This window comes from Pseudomonas sp. SDO5215_S409 (genome assembly GCF_054071325.1).
Genome location: NZ_JBSVWN010000006.1, coordinates 81,418 through 97,511 on the forward strand (window position 1 = coordinate 81,418; position 16,094 = coordinate 97,511).

Genomic DNA, 16,094 nt, shown 5'->3' on the forward strand with positions numbered 1-16,094 from the left:
TTTCAGATGGCCACGTCAGCCTTGATGCTTGGGTCTGCGTCATACCCGACGATTTCAAAATCTTCGAACTTATAGTCGTAGATCGACGCAGGCTTGCGCTTGATCACCAGCGTCGGCAGCTTTTTCGGCGTGCGCGCCAGCTGGGTCTGGATCTGTTCCATGTGGTTGCTGTAGGCGTGGGTGTCGCCGGTGGTGACGATGATCTCGTGGGGGATCAGGTCGCACTGCTGCGCCAGCATGTGGGTCAGCAGCGCCAGGGCAGCGGTGTTGTACGGCAGGCCGAGGAACACATCGGAACTGCGGATGTACAGTTGCATCGACAAATGCCCGTCATGCACGAACGCCTGGTACAGCAAGTGGCACGGCGGCAAGGCCTGGCGGCCGTTGCGCGCGTTTTCCTGGGGGCTCTTGGACTCGTCGGGCAGGTACTCGACGTTCCAGCCGTGGAACAGGATGCGGCGGCTGTTGGGGTTGTTCTTGAGGGTGTCGACCATGTAGTCGATCTGGTTGATGGTGCCGCCGTCCTTGGTCGGCCAGGCGGTCCATTGCTCGCCGTAGACGGGGCCGAGGTCGCCGTCTTCAGTGGCCCATTCGTCCCAGATGCGCACGCCGTTTTCGTTGAGCCACTTGACGTTGGTGTTGCCGCTCAACATCCAGATCAGTTCGTTGGCGATGCTTTTGAAGTGCAGCTTCTTGGTCGTCAGCAGCGGAAAGCCGTCTGCCAGGTTGTGCCGGTACTGGCGGGCGAACACCGCCCGGGTGCCGGTGCCGGTGCGGTCGCCCTTGACCTGGCCGTTGGTGATCACATCCTGCAGGAGTTCGAGATATTGCTTCATGACGTTACCTGTATCGGTGAAGCCCGGGCCCACAGGCCCAGGCGTTCAAATTCAAAGCGCGGCGTTCTTGATGCCCTGCGGGCGATTGTAAGCCCACCACAGCAGGCCCAGGCCAGCAAGAATCATCGGCAGGCTCAAAATCTGACCCATGGTCACCCAGCCCCACGCCAGGTAGCCCAGTTGCGCGTCGGGCACCCGCACGAATTCGACGATGAAGCGGAAGATCCCGTAGAACAGCGCAAACATGCCGGACACGGCCATGGTCGGGCGCGGCTTGCGCGAGAAGATGTAGAGGATCAAAAACAGCGCCACCCCTTCCAGGGCGAACTGGTACAGCTGCGACGGGTGGCGCGGCAGTTGCGCCGGGTCGCTGAACGGCGGGAACACCATGGCCCACGGCACGTCACTGGGCTTGCCCCAGAGCTCAGCATTGATGAAGTTGCCAATGCGCCCGGCGCCCAGGCCGATGGGCACGAAGGGGGCGACAAAGTCCATCAGCTGGAAGAACGACTTGCCGTTGCGTCGGCCAAACCACCAGGCCGCGATCATCACGCCAATAAACCCGCCGTGGAACGCCATGCCGCCCTTCCACACTTCCAGGATCAGTGCCGGGTGGGCGATGTACGCGGGCAGATCGTAAAACAACACGTAGCCCAGCCGCCCGCCGACGATCACGCCCATCGACATCCAGAACACCATGTCGGAGAGCTTTTCCTTGGTCCAGGTGGGGTCGAAACGGTTCAGGCGCCGGGAAGCCAGCAGCCAGGCACCGCCGATGCCGATCAGGTACATCAACCCGTACCAATGGATACTCAGCGGACCGATTTCGACGGCCACCGGATTGATCTGCGGATAAGGCAGCATTAAGACTCCTCGTTAATCATTGGCTATGGCGCATCGGACCATGCCGGGGCGCGATTAAGCCTGCATTACAGTAAGAAATTGCACCCGGCAAAAACACCAGGGCAGGATCATGCCAGCCCGACCACGGCGGCATGTTAACGGATGAGAGGCGCCCGACCCAACTTCGATGCAATGGCATTACAAACCGTTCTGTCGGTAGAGTGGCAAAAACCACAAAAGGGATCGCCTGATGTGCCTGATTGTTTTTGCCTGGCGGCCGGGCCACGCCCAACCGCTGATCGTGGCGGCCAACCGCGACGAGTTCTACGCCCGGCCCAGCCTGCCCTTGGCGCAATGGCCGGATGCGCCGCACGTGTACGCCGGCCGCGACCAGGAAGCCGGTGGCACCTGGCTTGGCGTGAGCACCAGCGGCCGGTTTGCCGCGTTGACCAATATCCGCGACCCGCACCAACCGCCAGGGCGCCGCTCCCGGGGCGAGTTGGTGGCGCGCTTTTTGAGTGGCTCACAATCGGTCGAGGAATATTTGGCCGACGTTAACAGCCGATCGATTGAGTACGCCGGTTTTAACCTGTTGATTGGCACACCTGAGGCGCTGTGGCACTACCACGCCAACGACACGGCGCCGACCCGGCTGGCGGCCGGGGTGTACGGGCTCTCCAATGCGGGCCTGGACACGCCTTGGCCCAAGCTGCTCAATGCCCGGGCGGCGCTCGCCGGGGTGCTGGACGACCCGCAGCCGCGGGCGTTGCTCGAGCTGTTGAGTGACCCACAGACCGCGCCATTCGCCGAACTGCCCGACACGGGCGTGGGGCTGGCCACGGAAAGCCTGCTGTCGAGTGTGTTTATCCAGAGCCCCAGCTACGGGACGCGGGCGAGCACCGCGCTGATCGTGAATGCCGATGGCACACGCCACTTGGTGGAACGCAGCTTCGGGCCCCATGGCGGGCAATTGGGTGAGGTGCAGCTCAGGATTTAGCGGGGAGGACCGGGCGAGCCCGCCCTCCCCACAGAGGATGGCGCGGGCTAGAGGGTTTTGGCCGAGGCCGGGTTGATCATCCGCGCCAGGCCCAGGTTTTTCAGCGCCAATTGCAGCGAGCTGTGGATCACCTGCGGGTTGTCGATGGTCATCAGCTCTTTCAACAGGTCCTGGGCCTTGCTCAGGTGCACCTGGCGCAGCATCCACTTCACCTTGGGCAAGTTGGTGGCGTTCATCGACAGGCTGTCAAAACCCATCGCCATCAACAGCACCGCTGCCGCCGGGTCACCGGCCATTTCGCCGCAGATGCTCACCGGCTTGCCTTCGGCATGGGCGTCGCGCACCACGTGCTGCAAGGCTTGCAGCACCGCCGGGTGCAGGTAGTCGTACAGGTCGGCTACCCGCGGGTTGTTGCGGTCCACCGCCAGCAGGTATTGGGTCAGGTCGTTGGAGCCCACCGAGAGGAAGTCCACCTGCCGCGCCAGTTCCTTGGCCTGGTACACCGCCGCCGGGATTTCGATCATCACGCCCACGGGCGGCATCGGCACGTCGGCGCCTTCGTCACGCACTTCGCCCCACGCCCGGTGGATCAGGTGCAGTGCTTCTTCCAGCTCGTGGGTGCCGGAGATCATCGGCAGCAAGATGCGCAGGTTGTTCAGGCCTTCGCTGGCCTTGAGCATGGCGCGGGTCTGCACCAGGAAGATTTCCGGATGGTCGAGGGTCACGCGGATACCGCGCCAGCCCAGGAACGGGTTGTCTTCCTTGATGGGGAAGTAGGACAGCGACTTGTCGCCGCCGATGTCCAGGCTGCGCATGGTCACCGGCAGCGGATGGAAGGCCGACAGCTGCTCGCGGTAAATCGCCAGCTGTTCCTTTTCGCTCGGGAAGCGCTGATTGATCATGAACGGCACTTCGGTGCGGTACAGGCCCACGCCTTCGGCACCGCGCTGTTGGGCGCGGGCCACGTCCGCCAGCAGGCCGGTGTTGACCAGCAGCGGCACGCGGTGGCCATCGGGGGTCACGCAAGGCTGTTCGCGCAAGGCGTCGAGGCCTTGGGACAGCTGGCGTTCTTCTTCCACCACTTCGGCGTATTGCTTGCGCAGCACGTCGCTGGGGTTGGTGTAGACCTCGCCGTGGTAGCCGTCGACGATCATGTCGATGCCGTCGACCTTGGAGTACGGCAGGTCCACCAGGCCCATCACCGTCGGAATGCCCATGGCCCGGGCCAGGATCGCGACGTGGGAGTTACCCGAACCGAGTACCGACACCAGGCCCACCAGCTTGCCCTCGGGCACTTCGCCGAGCATGGTGGCGGTCAGTTCTTCACTGATCAGGATGGTGTTGTCGGGGTAGACCAGGTTGGTGGTGCGGTCTTCCTGCAGGTAGGCAAGCAGACGGCGACCCAGGTCGCGCACGTCGGAGGCGCGTTCGCGCAGGTAGGCGTCGTCCATCAGTTCAAAGCGGTTGACGTGATCGGTCACCACCTGGCGCAGCGCGCCCTGGGCCCATTGGCCGGTCTTGATCACGTTTTTGACTTCGCTGCCCAGGGACGCGTCGTCGAGCATCATCTGGTACACGTCGAACAAGGCCCGCTCTTCGGGGCGCAACTGGCTGGCCAGCTTGTTCGACAGGTTGCGCATGTCGTTACGCACGCCGTCGAGGGCGGTCTTGAACAGTTTGATCTCGGCGTCGATGTCGGTGACGGTCTTGTCCGGCACCACATCCAGGTCGGCCGGGGGCAGCATGACCACCGCCGTACCCACCGCCGCACCGGGCGAGCCGGGCACGCCGACGAACTTGGCTTCCTGGATGCCCTTGCCTTCACGGCCCAGGCCGCGAATGGAGCCGGTGGCCTCGGCGTGGGCAATAACGCCTGCGAGCTGCGCGCTCATGGTCACCAGGAAGGCTTCTTCGCCTTCATCGAACTGGCGACGCTCTTTTTGCTGGATGACCAACACGCCCACGACGCGGCGGTGGTGAATGATCGGCGCGCCGAGGAACGAGGCGTAGCGTTCCTCGCCGGTTTCGGCGAAGTAGCGATAACGCGGGTGATCGGCGGCGTTTTCCAGGTTCAGGGGCTCTTCACGCGTGCCCACCAAACCCACCAGCCCCTCATTGGGCGCCATGCTGACCTTGCCGATGGACCGCTTGTTCAGGCCTTCGGTGGCCATCAGCACAAAACGGTTGGTTTCGGGGTCGAGCAGGTAAACCGAGCAGACCTGGCTGCCCATGGTTTCCTTGACGCGCAACACAATAATCCCCAACGCCGCTTTGAGATCCTTGGCGGCGTTAACTTCCTGGACGATCTTGCGCAGCGTATTGAGCATGGCTCGGGGTCGAACTCCGTCGTCAGTCGCGCGCTAAAAGGCGCGGGGCAAGCTCTTTGAGAGCGCGACGATAAACCTCGCGCTTGAATGTCACCACCTGGCCCAACGGGTACCAATAACTGACCCAGCGCCAGCCATCGAACTCCGGTTTACCGGTCAAATCCATCCGCACCCGCTGCTCGTTGGAGATCAGGCGCAGGAGAAACCATTTCTGCTTCTGGCCGATGCACAGCGGCTGGCTGTGGGTACGCACCAGGCGTTGCGGCAAACGATAGCGCAACCAGCCTCGGGTACAGGCGAGAATTTGCACATCTTCACGCTCAAGGCCAACTTCTTCGTTCAACTCGCGGTACAGGGCGTCTTCAGGGCTTTCATCGGGGTTGATCCCGCCTTGAGGAAACTGCCAGGCATCTTGGTTGATACGGCGAGCCCATAGCACCTGGCCGGCATCATTCGTAAGAATGATCCCGACATTGGGACGGAAACCATCGGGGTCGATCACGGCAACAACCTCGCAAACGCATGTCGCCGCATTGTTCCACAAAGCTTGTTGCAGCGGCAACGAGGCTGCTTAGCTTATGTGCAGTCTTGTGAAAAGACCGTATTCTGGACGCCTTTTTACAGACTTTTCAGCGAGTAACCGCAATGCGCCTGGCTTTATTCGACTTGGACAACACCCTTCTTGGCGGCGACAGCGACCATGCCTGGGGCGATTACCTGTGTGAACGCCGGATTCTCGACCCGGTGGCCTACAAAGCCCGCAACGACGCCTTCTACCAGGATTACCTGGCCGGTCAGCTGGACAACGCGGCCTACCTTAACTTCAGCCTGGAAATCCTGGGCCGCACCGAAATGGCCCAACTCGACGAATGGCACCGCGATTTCATGCGCGACTGCATCGAACCGCTGATGCTGCCCCAGGCCGTGGAGCTGCTGGCCAAGCACCGGGCGGCCGGCGACAAGCTGGTGATCATCACCGCCACCAACCGTTTTGTGACCGCGCCGATTGCCGAGCGCCTGGGGGTCGAAACCCTGATCGCCACCGAATGTGAAATGGACAATGGCCGCTACACCGGGCGCAGCACCGATGTACCGTGCTTTCGTGAAGGCAAGGTGACGCGCCTGAACCGTTGGCTGGAAGAAACCGGGTACAGCCTGCAAGACAGCTACTTTTATAGCGACTCGATGAACGATCTGCCGCTGCTGGAGCAGGTGACCCACCCCGTGGCGGTGGACCCGGACCCCAACCTGCAGGCCGAGGCCCAGAAGCGTGGCTGGCCGGTGATTAGCCTGCGCGGCTGATTGCAAGCGCGGGAGCGGGCGGGCCTGCGATGAGGCCCGCCCGTGTTCACGCCTTAAACGGGCCGGGCGCCCATCAACCCGGCAATCGCCACAAACCCCACCAGGCTGATCACCGCCAGTGCCAGGGTGAAATTCAGGTTCCCCGCCCCGCCCACCCGCAGCCGGTTGAGCCGCACCACCAGCCAGAACCACGCCAGCGCCGCCACGGTATAGAGGATGCTGGAGCCCAGAATCCAGGTGGCGCCCAGCGGCCAGCCGAGCAAATGCACCAGCCACCAGCCGGTGAATGGCAAGCTGACCAGGCACATGCCCATCAAGCCCCACACAAACACCCACGGGCGGTGCACGGTAGAGGCAGGCCCGGTGCTGCGTTTGTGCCAGGCCAGCACGGCCAGGGCCAGGCCGCTGATCAGCACCAGGGCCATGGCCATGACGTGGAGGACTTTAAGGGTGGTCAGCGTTTCCATAGGGTCGATTCCTTGAAGGCGGCTTACTCAGCGTAGTCGTTCAACCCAGGAACAACTGGTAGGCCGGGTTTTCACTTTCATCCCAATATGGGTAGCCGATTTGCTCCAGCGCCGCCGGCACCAGGTGACGCTCGTCGGCGGGCACTTGCAGCCCGGCCACCACACGCCCGTCGGCCGCGCCGTGGTTGCGGTAGTGGAACATCGAGATGTTCCAGCGCCCGCCCAGCTTGTTGAGAAAGTTGAACAGCGCGCCCGGACGCTCGGGGAACTCGAAGCGAAACACCACTTCGTCGCTGACCTTCGCCGCATGCCCGCCCACCATGTGGCGGATGTGCAGCTTGGCCAGCTCGTTTTCGGTCAGGTCCAGCACCGGGAAACCTTGGCGTTCGAGGCTGTCGATCAGGCTGCTGCGCGGGTCGTTGTCGGGGTGGGTCTGCACGCCGACAAAAATGTGCGCCTCGCGGCCCGAGTGATAGCGGTAGTTGAATTCGGTGATCTGGCGCTTGCCCACGGCCTCGCAGAACGCCTTGAAGCTGCCCGGCTTCTCGGGGATGGTCACGGCGATGATGGCTTCGCGGCCCTCGCCCAGCTCGGCGCGCTCGGCCACATGGCGCAGGCGGTCGAAGTTGACGTTGGCGCCGGAGTCGATGGCCACCAGGGTCTGCCCGGTGACGCCACGGGTTTCCACGTATTTCTTGATGCCCGCCACGCCCAGCGCGCCCGCAGGCTCGGTGATGGAACGAGTGTCGTCGTAGATGTCCTTGATCGCCGCACAGATTTCATCGGTGCTGACGGTGATCACCTCGTCCACATAGTCTTTGCAGATATCAAAGGTGTGCTGGCCGATCTGCGCCACCGCCACGCCGTCGGCAAAGATGCCCACGCTGGGCAACACCACGCGCTCGCCCGCCGCCATGGCCGCTTGCAGGCAGTTGGAGTCGTCCGGCTCGACCCCGATGATCTTGATCTCGGGCCGCAGGTATTTCACGTACGCCGCGATACCGGCGATCAGCCCGCCGCCGCCCACCGGCACAAAAATCGCGTCCAGCGGCCCCGGGTGCTGACGCAGAATCTCCATCGCCACGGTGCCCTGCCCGGCAATGGTGTGTGGGTCATCATAGGGGTGGATGTAGACGTAGCCTTTTTCGTCGACCAGCTTGAGCGAATACGCCAGCGCTTCGGGGAACGAGTCGCCATGCAGCACCACTTTGCCGCCCCGGGAACGCACGCCTTCGACCTTGATCTCGGGGGTGGTCTTGGGCATCACGATAGTGGCCTTGACCCTCAGCACCTTGGCCGCCAGGGCCAGGCCCTGTGCATGATTGCCCGCTGAGGCCGTGACCACGCCACGGGCGCGCTCTTCGTCGCTCAGCTGGGTGAGCTTGTTGTAGGCGCCGCGAATCTTGAACGAGAACACCGGCTGCAAATCTTCGCGCTTGAGCCAGACCTGGTTGCCCAGCCGCTCGGAAAGCTGGCGGGCGGTCTGCAGCGGGGTTTCGACGGCAACGTCATAGACGCGCGAGGTGAGGATCTTTTGGACGTAGTGTTCGAGCATCGGCGGGCATCTACTTTGCAGATTGGGCAGGGCTCGGGAGTCTAACCCGCCTTTTGGCCGGGCGACCACACGAATCCCGAGGTTTTGTTGGGGTATACTCGCCGCCCTCGATAACTCCCCGCCCGTTCCGGAGCCCGCATGACCCAGGATCAACTCAAACAGGCAGTGGCCCAGGCCGCCGTCGATTTAATCCTCCCCAAACTCGACGACAAGAGCATCGTCGGTGTCGGCACCGGCTCCACTGCCAACTGCTTTATCGACGCCCTGGCCCGGCACAAGGGCGCCTTCGACGGCGCCGTGGCCAGCTCCGAAGCCACCGCCGCGCGCCTCAAGGGCCACGGCATCCCGGTGTATGAGCTCAACACCGTGAGCGACCTGGAGTTCTACGTCGACGGCGCCGACGAAAGCGACGCGCACCTGAACCTGATCAAAGGCGGCGGCGCGGCCCTGACCCGCGAGAAAATCGTCGCGGCCGTGGCCAAGACCTTTATCTGCATTGCCGACGCCAGCAAGCTGGTGCCGGTGCTCGGCGCGTTCCCGCTGCCGGTCGAAGTCATCCCCATGGCCCGCAGCCACGTGGCCCGCGAGCTGGTGAAACTGGGCGGCGACCCGGTGTACCGCGAAGGCGTGCTGACCGACAACGGCAACATCATCCTGGATGTGTTCAATATGCAGATCAGCCACCCGGTGGAGCTCGAAGCGCAGATCAACGCGATCGTCGGCGTGGTGACCAACGGCCTGTTCGCGGCGCGGCCAGCGGACGTGCTGCTGCTGGGCACGGCTGAGGGCGTGAAAACCCTCAAGGCCTGAGTGCGTTACACGTGTTGTGGAAGCCCGCGGGCCTGCGAGCGCAGTGTCACGGGGCTTTCTTGAAGACGTAGAACAGGTTCGGCTCGCTGACCATGTACAGCGTGCCCGCATCGTCCATGGCGATGCCTTCGGCCTGGGGCACTCGCTGGCCCAGGCCATGGCGGCCCTTGAGCAGTGACAGACTGCTCAGCGGCCGACCGTCGATGTCCAGCTCCAACACCAGAAACGACTCGTGGGACAGCGCCAGCAAGTGGCCGCTGCGCTCGTCGTATTGCAGGCTCGACAAATCCCGCACAAACAACCCGGCGTCGCGCTTGGGGTTGTTGATCACGTGGACCGAGTAGGTTTTTTCTGCCTTGAAATGGGGAAAACCGTGCACCTCGTAGATCAGCATCGGGTTCTTTTCCTTGGCGACGAACAGGCGCTTGCCCACCGAGTCGTACGCCAGCCCTTCAAACCCCTGATTGCCGCCCAGGTGCACGCCCAGGGTCATTTGCTCGGCGTCGGCGGCGTCCAGGTAGCGGGTGTCGTCGTCCACATGGACTTTGATCAGGCGCTGCTGGCTTTCATCGGTGATCACATAGGTGTCGTCGCTGATGAACTCCACCGCCTCCGCATCGCCAAACCCGATCAGCGGGATGCGCCGCAGGATCTTGCCCGCCAGCGACAGCTCGATCAGCTCGGCATTTTTATTGGTCACGGTAAACAGGCTGTTGCGCACCGGGTCGAAGGTCAGCGCCGACACATCATCGTTGAGGCCGTCGATCACCTGCGCTTCTACCGTCACGCGGTAGGCCCCCAGGCCAATCGAGCGTTCATCGGCCGGGTGGCGCCAGGTCTGCCAGTTGAACCAGGCGCGCTCGAACAGGCGAAACTGCTGGGCGACCGCGCCCGCGGCCACCAGGGCAAGGAGTAGTAACAGCAGCAACAGTCAGCGCATCGGGCAGGCTCAAGGTCAGAACGGGCGAATGAATACCACGGTGTTCTGAATTTAAACTTAAACGCCGTGCTCCGTGGGGGTGGATGCCGCAGACAGAGCCAAATCCGACGCAATCGGGCCTATTGCCGGGGCTTTTCGAAGCGGTAGAACAGGTTGGGTTCGCTGACCATGTACACCGTGCCCGCCTCATCCATCGTCACGCCTTCGGCGCGAGGGATGGTGTTTTTCAGGCCATTGAAGCCGCCGAGCAACGTCATGAAGCTGACTTGCTCGCCTTTTTCATCCAGCTCCAGCAACAAGTGCGAGTCGGCTGACAGCACCAGCATGTGGCCGGTGCGCGGGTCGATGGCCAGGGCCGACAGGTTGCGCATGTCCAGCTCGGTGCTCGGCTGCTTGACCTTGTCGCCGCTCAGCACCTGGCTGCCGTCGCTTTTCCAGGTGAACAACGCCGGTGGGCGCTCCTCGCCGAGGATCAGTTGCTGGTTGCGCTTGTCCCACACAATGCCTTCAAAGGCTTTGTTCTGGTTTTTGGACGGGCCGAGGTCGTAGTGGGGGAAGTCGGCAAAATTCAGTTGCTGGGTGTTGGCGTCCACTGTTACCAGCGAGAGGGTGTGCATGCGCTCGTCCACGATGCCGATCACACCGTTTTCCATCACCGTGAGGCCTTCGGCGTTGTTCCAGCCGTGAAGCGGCATTTTGCGCAACACGTCGCCCTGCAGGGTCAGTTCCACCAGGAACGGGTTTTTGCCCATCACCGAGAACAGGGTGCGGGTCTGCGGGTTGTAGGCCACGTCCGAGGCTTCGTCCTTTTCCATGCCGGGCAGCGGCTTGGCGTCGATGACGGCGTGATAGTCCGGCAGCCAGATGCTTGCCTGGCGCTGCACCGGGGTTTCAAAGCGCTCTTCAAGCCACAGCAGACCCCGGTCATCCCAATGCATCGCCCACGCCAGCGCGTAGAGGATCACGCCGATCAGCAACAGCCAGGCGTACCAGCGCATGAACAGGACGGGTTTTGCAGAGGGACGAGGCTGGGCCATTGAACGCATTCCGGAAAGTCAGGCCGCGAATTATCCGGATAGGGTGTGAAAAAAATGCAAAACCAGGGCTTCAAGGCCTTTACACACCCCGTGAGGGAGCGGGCAAGCCCACTCCCTCCGTGCCGAGGCTTAGCGCACGACGCTTTCGAAGCGGCTCACACCGGGCAATTCCAGCACCAGTTCGTCACCCACGTTCAGCGGGCCGACGCCCACGGGCGTGCCGGTGAGGATCACGTCACCGGCCTGCAGCGAGAAGCAGCCAGCCATGTGCTGGATCATCGGGATGATCGGGTTGAGCATGATCGCGCTGTTGCCATCCTGGCGCACTTCGCCGTTGATGGTCAGGCGGATGCCGATGTCGGTCACGTCCGGGAAGGTGCTGCCCACCACGAACGGGGCGATCACCGCCGCGCCATCGAACGACTTGGCGATCTCCCACGGCAAGCCCTTGGCCTTGAGCTCGGCCTGTTTGTCGCGCAGGGTCAGGTCCAGCGCCGGGGCGAAGCCGGAGATGGCGTCCAGCACTTCTTCGCGGCTGGGCTTGGCCGACAGGGGCTTGCCGATCAACACGGCGATTTCTGCCTCGTAGTGCACCGAACCGCGATCGGTCGGGATGCTGAAACCGCCTTCCAGCGGCACCACGCAACTGCCCGGCTTGATAAACAGCAGCGGCTCGGAAGGCACCGGGTTATCCAGCTCCTTGGCGTGTTCGGCGTAGTTACGCCCGATACACACCACTTTGCCCAGGGGAAAGTGGATGTTGGTGCCGTCGACATACTTGTGCTGGTAGCTCATGAAACGACTCCTGCTTCAGGGACTGGTTAAACAGCGAAGATCTTGCCCGGGTTCATGATCCCGTTCGGGTCGAACACCGCCTTGACTGCCTTCATGTATTCGATTTCAACCGGGGAACGGCTGTAGGTCAGGTAATCGCGCTTGGTCATGCCCACGCCGTGTTCGGCGGAGATCGAGCCGTTGTACTTCTCGACGGTCTCAAACACCCACTTGTTCACCGTGGCGCACTTGGCGAAGAACTCGTCCTTGCTCAGGTTCTCGGGCTTGAGGATGTTGAGGTGCAGGTTGCCGTCGCCGATGTGGCCAAACCAGACGATTTCGAAGTCGGGGTAGTGCTCACCGACGATCGTGTCGATTTCCTTGAGGAACGCCGGGACTTTCGACACGGTGACCGAAATGTCGTTTTTGTACGGCGTCCAGTGGGAAATGGTTTCGGAGATGTACTCGCGCAGCTTCCACAGGTTGTGCAGCTGGGTTTCGCTCTGGCTCATCACGCCGTCCAGCACCCAGCCCTGCTCCACGCAGTGCTCGAAGGTTTCCAGGGCGTGGTTGGCGACTTCTTCGGTGGTGGCTTCAAATTCCAGCAGCGCGTAGAACGGGCACTCGGACTCGAACGGCGCCGGGACGTCGCCACGGGCGAGGACTTTGGCCAGGGCCTTGTCAGAAAAGAACTCGAAGGCTGTAAGGTCGAGCTTGCCCTGAAACGCGTGCAACACCGGCATGATCGCGTCGAAATCGGCAGTGCCCAGCACCATGGCGGTGAGGTTTTTCGGCGCCCGGTCCAGGCGCATGGTGGCTTCCACCACAAAACCCAGGGTGCCTTCGGCGCCGATGAACAGCTGGCGCATGTCGTAGCCGGTGGCGTTCTTGATCAGGTCGCGGTTGAGTTCCAGCACATCGCCCTTGCCGGTGACCACTTTCATGCCCGCCACCCAGTTGCGGGTCATGCCGTAGCGAATGACCTTGATCCCGCCGGCATTGGTGCCGATATTGCCGCCAATCTGGCTGGAGCCGGACGACGCGAAGTCCACCGGATAATACAGGCCGTGTTCTTCGGCGACGTTCTGCAACTGCTTGGTGACCACCCCTGGCTGGCACACGGCCGTACGGTCGGTGAGGTTCACGTCGAGGATCTGGTTCATATAGTCGAACGACACGACCACTTCGCCATTGGCCGCCACCGCCGCGGCCGACAGGCCCGTGCGACCGCCGGACGGCACCAGCGCCACCGCGTGTTCATTGGCCCAACGGACAATGGCCTGCACCTGCTCGGTGGTCTTGGGAAACACGATGGCGATAGGCGCCGGGGCGAAGTGTTTGGTCCAATCCTTGCCAAAAGCTTCCAGGGAGTCTGCATCGGTCAGCACTTTTCCAGGCTCAACCAGGGTCTTCAGCTCATCAATCAGGGCAGGATGGGTCATCGACGGAACTCTCGAACAATTCATGGTCACCCTGAGAACGCTTCACGTCGCAGGTATGAGTGTTTAGCGGGGCGCGTATGCTAGCATACCGCCCCCGCAGGACAGAGCCCAAGGGCGTTTCTGCGGTGACGGCTTTCCTGCCGTCCGGGTCAGCTCTGCATCATGATTCGCCCACACGTTTTTGTTGGACGCGTGGCTGTTTTCGTCAGGCCTGGCGCCGCGACGACTCATAGCAGGCTATGGGGAGGAGCGGCAACGCAGCATGACGGCAACGGACGCCGCCAAACCGAAACACTCCGGGTGAATCACGGCACATCCAGCTGCTCGATTCCCTGCCATTTTTCTTTGGGATACAGGTTTAAGCAGATGAGCAAGACTTCTCTCGATAAGAGCAAGATCAAGTTCCTTCTTCTGGAAGGCGTCCACCCCTCGGCCGTCGACGTTCTGAAGGCCGCCGGGTACACCAGCATTGAGTACATCACCAGTTCTCTGCCGGAAGCCCAGCTCAAGGAAAAGATCGCTGACGCGCATTTTATCGGCATTCGCTCCCGCACCCAGCTGACCGAAGAGATCTTCGAGCACGCCAAGAAGCTGGTAGCCGTGGGTTGCTTCTGCATCGGCACCAACCAGGTCGACCTCAACGCCGCCCGCGAGCGCGGCATCGCGGTGTTCAACGCACCGTACTCCAACACCCGTTCCGTGGCGGAACTGGTGCTGGCCGAGGCCATCCTGCTGCTGCGCGGCATTCCCGAGAAGAACGCCTCCTGCCACCGTGGCGGCTGGATCAAGAGCGCGGCGAACTCCTTCGAGATTCGCGGCAAGAAGCTGGGCATCATCGGCTACGGCTCGATCGGCACCCAACTGTCGGTACTGGCCGAAGGCCTGGGCATGCAGGTGTTCTTCTACGACACCCTGACCAAGCTGCCGCTGGGCAACGCCACTCAAGTGGCCAGCCTGACCGACCTGCTGGGCATGTCCGACATCGTCACCCTGCACGTACCGGAAACCGCTGAAACCCAGTGGATGATCGGCGAGAAGGAAATCCGCGCCATCAAGAAAGGCGGCATCCTGATCAACGCCGCGCGCGGCACCGTGGTCGATCTGGACGCCCTGGCCGACGCGATCAAGGACAAGCACCTGATCGGCGCCGCCATCGACGTGTTCCCGGTGGAGCCACGCTCCAACGACGACATCTTCGAAAGCCCGCTGCGTGGCCTGGACAACGTGATCCTGACCCCGCACATCGGCGGCTCCACCGCTGAAGCCCAAGCCAACATCGGCCTGGAAGTGGCCGAAAAGCTGGTCAAGTACAGCGACAACGGTACGTCGGTGTCCTCGGTCAACTTCCCGGAAGTGGCGCTGCCCGCTCACCCTGGCAAGCACCGCCTGCTGCACATCCACGAAAACATCCCGGGTGTGATGAGCGAGATCAACAAGGTCTTCGCCGAAAACGGCATCAACATCTCCGGTCAGTTCCTGCAGACCAACGAGAAGGTCGGCTACGTGGTCATCGACGTCGATGCCGAGTACTCGGACCTGGCGCAAGAAAAGCTGCAGCACATCAATGGCACCATCCGCAGCCGCGTGTTGTTTTAAGCGGGCAGCGGCAAGGGCTATCTGAAGCCTGAAGCTGGCAGCAAAAAAAACGGGAGCCCCGCCAGGGCTCCCGTTTTTTTGTCGCTAGAAAACTTACTTCACGTTAATCGTGATGACTTTGGACGCTACCGTCGGGTCGAACTGCATGTGCAGTTTGTCGCCCGCGACCAGTTGCAGGGTGTGTTTGCCAGGGGTCAGGGTCAGTTCGGTTTCGGTCTGGGCCTTGCCGTAGTGGATCACGGTGTCGGTGGCCGGGATCGGCAGGCTGGCGTCGGGCAGGGCTTTTTGGTCGATCAGCAGGTGGTGGTGGCCGGTGCCTGGGGTCTGGTCGGTGGCCGGGGCCAGCTTGAGGCCTTCCATGCCGAACTTCACGGTGAAGGTTTTATCGACCGTGGCGCCGTCTTTGGGCGAAACGATAAACACCTTGGCACCTTCAGGCGGTGCACTGCGCGGGATACCGTCGGCAGCGGTTGCCAACATCGAAGCACCCAGCAACAGACTGGCGAGCGTTACGCGGGACAAAAGAGCTTTCATTCGCTTCTCCACTTTTGTGAAATTTTCAGGGTTATGACAACTTCGCGACAAATTGCTGTCCAAGGCACTCAACACCATAGCAAAGCGAGCCTGAACAACACCCTCGCCCTTTTGAATTTTCCAGGAGTGACCATGCGTTTTTTGCCTGGCCTGTTGCTTTTACTTCCCCTGGCGAGCCCCTTGGCTCACGCCGAACTGATCGACGATGTGTTTGACCGGGGCGAATTGCGCATTGCCCTGGAGGCCAATACCCCGCCGTACAACTTCAAGGACGCCGACAAACTGACCGGCTTTGAAGTGGAACTGGGCGAGTTGCTGGCCAAGGAAATGGACGTGCGCCCCGCCTTTATCACCACCGACGACGCTGACTTGTTGCCCGGGGTCGAAACCGGCAAGTACGACGTCGCGATCAACCACATCGCTATGACTGCCGAACTGCAAGAACGTTTCGACTTCAGCGAGCCTTACCATCAGGCGCCAGCGTTGGCGGTGGCGTTTCAAAAGGGTAACCCGGCGTTCAAGTCCAGCCTGGACAATGCACTGATGCGGATCAAAGCCGATGGGCGACTGCAAGGGCTGTCGCACAAATGGCTGGAGAACGCGGCGGACACGCCGGTGGCGAAAGCCGAATGAT

Annotated in this window: 16 protein-coding genes; 5 read left to right on the top strand and 11 right to left on the bottom strand. The window is 62.1% G+C overall.

Features of this window, described 5'->3' with window-relative positions:
• Window positions 1–2: 2 nt before the first annotated feature.
• Together ACW9H9_RS05240 and lgt are read right to left on the bottom strand one after the other, a co-directional pair.
• Window positions 3–836, bottom strand: a complete 834-nt coding sequence (locus ACW9H9_RS05240; protein ID WP_457342095.1) for a thymidylate synthase — start codon at window positions 834–836, stop codon at window positions 3–5.
• Between the two features lie 51 nt (window positions 837–887).
• Window positions 888–1,700, bottom strand: coding sequence for a prolipoprotein diacylglyceryl transferase (gene lgt, locus ACW9H9_RS05245; RefSeq protein WP_457342096.1), 813 nt, complete (start codon window positions 1,698–1,700; stop codon window positions 888–890).
• A gap of 229 nt (window positions 1,701–1,929) precedes the next feature.
• On the opposite strand from lgt, the gene ACW9H9_RS05250 reads away from it, so the two are divergent.
• Entirely contained in the window at window positions 1,930–2,676 is a 747-nt protein-coding gene (locus ACW9H9_RS05250; protein WP_457342097.1) for an NRDE family protein, read from the top strand.
• A 47-nt stretch (window positions 2,677–2,723) separates the two neighbouring features.
• On the opposite strand, the gene ptsP is transcribed toward ACW9H9_RS05250, so the two are convergent.
• A complete protein-coding gene (gene ptsP, locus ACW9H9_RS05255; RefSeq protein WP_457342098.1) occupies window positions 2,724–5,003 on the bottom strand; it encodes a phosphoenolpyruvate--protein phosphotransferase in 2,280 nt (759 codons plus the stop codon).
• A 22-nt stretch (window positions 5,004–5,025) separates the two neighbouring features.
• Window positions 5,026–5,505 carry an RNA pyrophosphohydrolase gene (locus ACW9H9_RS05260; RefSeq protein WP_124402548.1) on the bottom strand — a complete coding sequence of 160 codons (480 nt, stop codon included), beginning with the start codon at window positions 5,503–5,505 and terminating at the stop codon, window positions 5,026–5,028.
• A 143-nt stretch (window positions 5,506–5,648) separates the two neighbouring features.
• Here ACW9H9_RS05260 and ACW9H9_RS05265 point away from each other — a divergent pair, with 143 nt between their 5' ends.
• Window positions 5,649–6,305 (top strand): histidinol-phosphatase, encoded by a 657-nt coding sequence (locus ACW9H9_RS05265; protein WP_457342099.1) that lies wholly within the window; start codon window positions 5,649–5,651, stop codon window positions 6,303–6,305.
• A 53-nt stretch (window positions 6,306–6,358) separates the two neighbouring features.
• On the opposite strand, the gene ACW9H9_RS05270 is transcribed toward ACW9H9_RS05265, so the two are convergent.
• Complete coding sequence (locus tag ACW9H9_RS05270) at window positions 6,359–6,772, bottom strand: DUF2269 family protein (RefSeq protein WP_457342100.1); 414 nt, start codon at window positions 6,770–6,772, stop codon at window positions 6,359–6,361.
• A 40-nt stretch (window positions 6,773–6,812) separates the two neighbouring features.
• Window positions 6,813–8,327 (bottom strand): threonine ammonia-lyase, biosynthetic, encoded by a 1,515-nt coding sequence (ilvA, locus tag ACW9H9_RS05275; RefSeq protein WP_457342101.1) that lies wholly within the window; start codon window positions 8,325–8,327, stop codon window positions 6,813–6,815.
• A 138-nt stretch (window positions 8,328–8,465) separates the two neighbouring features.
• Between ilvA and rpiA the strand changes: the two genes are divergently transcribed.
• Window positions 8,466–9,137, top strand: coding sequence for a ribose-5-phosphate isomerase RpiA (gene rpiA / locus ACW9H9_RS05280; RefSeq protein ID WP_457342102.1), 672 nt, complete (start codon window positions 8,466–8,468; stop codon window positions 9,135–9,137).
• A gap of 46 nt (window positions 9,138–9,183) precedes the next feature.
• Here rpiA and ACW9H9_RS05285 read toward each other — a convergent pair whose 3' ends face one another.
• The 4 genes from ACW9H9_RS05285 to ACW9H9_RS05300 all read right to left on the bottom strand — a co-directional run bounded on the left by ACW9H9_RS05285 (window position 9,184) and on the right by ACW9H9_RS05300 (window position 13,330).
• Window positions 9,184–10,068 (bottom strand): SdiA-regulated domain-containing protein, encoded by an 885-nt coding sequence (locus tag ACW9H9_RS05285; protein WP_457342167.1) that lies wholly within the window; start codon window positions 10,066–10,068, stop codon window positions 9,184–9,186.
• 128 nt (window positions 10,069–10,196) lie between these two features.
• On the bottom strand, window positions 10,197–11,114 hold the full coding sequence (locus ACW9H9_RS05290; protein WP_457342103.1) for an SdiA-regulated domain-containing protein: 918 nt from the start codon (window positions 11,112–11,114) through the stop codon (window positions 10,197–10,199).
• A 129-nt stretch (window positions 11,115–11,243) separates the two neighbouring features.
• Complete coding sequence (locus tag ACW9H9_RS05295; protein ID WP_457342104.1) at window positions 11,244–11,909, bottom strand: fumarylacetoacetate hydrolase family protein; 666 nt, start codon at window positions 11,907–11,909, stop codon at window positions 11,244–11,246.
• A gap of 26 nt (window positions 11,910–11,935) precedes the next feature.
• Entirely contained in the window at window positions 11,936–13,330 is a 1,395-nt protein-coding gene (locus ACW9H9_RS05300) for an FAD-binding oxidoreductase (RefSeq protein ID WP_457342105.1), read from the bottom strand.
• Window positions 13,331–13,696: 366 nt separating this feature from the next.
• Here ACW9H9_RS05300 and serA point away from each other — a divergent pair, with 366 nt between their 5' ends.
• On the top strand, window positions 13,697–14,926 hold the full coding sequence (gene serA / locus ACW9H9_RS05305; RefSeq protein WP_457342106.1) for a phosphoglycerate dehydrogenase: 1,230 nt from the start codon (window positions 13,697–13,699) through the stop codon (window positions 14,924–14,926).
• Between the two features lie 93 nt (window positions 14,927–15,019).
• On the opposite strand, the gene ACW9H9_RS05310 is transcribed toward serA, so the two are convergent.
• A complete protein-coding gene (locus ACW9H9_RS05310; RefSeq protein WP_457342107.1) occupies window positions 15,020–15,460 on the bottom strand; it encodes a DUF4399 domain-containing protein in 441 nt (146 codons plus the stop codon).
• Window positions 15,461–15,592: 132 nt separating this feature from the next.
• Between ACW9H9_RS05310 and ACW9H9_RS05315 the strand changes: the two genes are divergently transcribed.
• On the top strand, window positions 15,593–16,093 hold the full coding sequence (locus ACW9H9_RS05315) for a transporter substrate-binding domain-containing protein (protein ID WP_457342108.1): 501 nt from the start codon (window positions 15,593–15,595) through the stop codon (window positions 16,091–16,093).
• Window position 16,094: the final 1 nt, after the last annotated feature.

Excerpts from the sequence above, each read along its gene's own strand:
- ACW9H9_RS05240 (WP_457342095.1), bottom strand. The coding sequence starts at position 836 with ATGAAGCAATATCTCGAACTCCTGCAGGATGTGATCACCAACGGCCAG.
- lgt (WP_457342096.1), bottom strand. The coding sequence starts at position 1,700 with ATGCTGCCTTATCCGCAGATCAATCCGGTGGCCGTCGAAATCGGTCCG.
- ACW9H9_RS05250 (WP_457342097.1), top strand. The coding sequence starts at position 1,930 with ATGTGCCTGATTGTTTTTGCCTGGCGGCCGGGCCACGCCCAACCGCTG.
- ptsP (WP_457342098.1), bottom strand. The coding sequence starts at position 5,003 with ATGCTCAATACGCTGCGCAAGATCGTCCAGGAAGTTAACGCCGCCAAG.
- ACW9H9_RS05265 (WP_457342099.1), top strand. The coding sequence starts at position 5,649 with ATGCGCCTGGCTTTATTCGACTTGGACAACACCCTTCTTGGCGGCGAC.
- ACW9H9_RS05270 (WP_457342100.1), bottom strand. The coding sequence starts at position 6,772 with ATGGAAACGCTGACCACCCTTAAAGTCCTCCACGTCATGGCCATGGCC.
- ilvA (WP_457342101.1), bottom strand. The coding sequence starts at position 8,327 with ATGCTCGAACACTACGTCCAAAAGATCCTCACCTCGCGCGTCTATGAC.
- rpiA (WP_457342102.1), top strand. The coding sequence starts at position 8,466 with ATGACCCAGGATCAACTCAAACAGGCAGTGGCCCAGGCCGCCGTCGAT.
- ACW9H9_RS05290 (WP_457342103.1), bottom strand. The coding sequence starts at position 11,114 with ATGGCCCAGCCTCGTCCCTCTGCAAAACCCGTCCTGTTCATGCGCTGG.
- ACW9H9_RS05295 (WP_457342104.1), bottom strand. The coding sequence starts at position 11,909 with ATGAGCTACCAGCACAAGTATGTCGACGGCACCAACATCCACTTTCCC.
- ACW9H9_RS05300 (WP_457342105.1), bottom strand. The coding sequence starts at position 13,330 with ATGACCCATCCTGCCCTGATTGATGAGCTGAAGACCCTGGTTGAGCCT.
- serA (WP_457342106.1), top strand. The coding sequence starts at position 13,697 with ATGAGCAAGACTTCTCTCGATAAGAGCAAGATCAAGTTCCTTCTTCTG.
- ACW9H9_RS05310 (WP_457342107.1), bottom strand. The coding sequence starts at position 15,460 with ATGAAAGCTCTTTTGTCCCGCGTAACGCTCGCCAGTCTGTTGCTGGGT.
- ACW9H9_RS05315 (WP_457342108.1), top strand. The coding sequence starts at position 15,593 with ATGCGTTTTTTGCCTGGCCTGTTGCTTTTACTTCCCCTGGCGAGCCCC.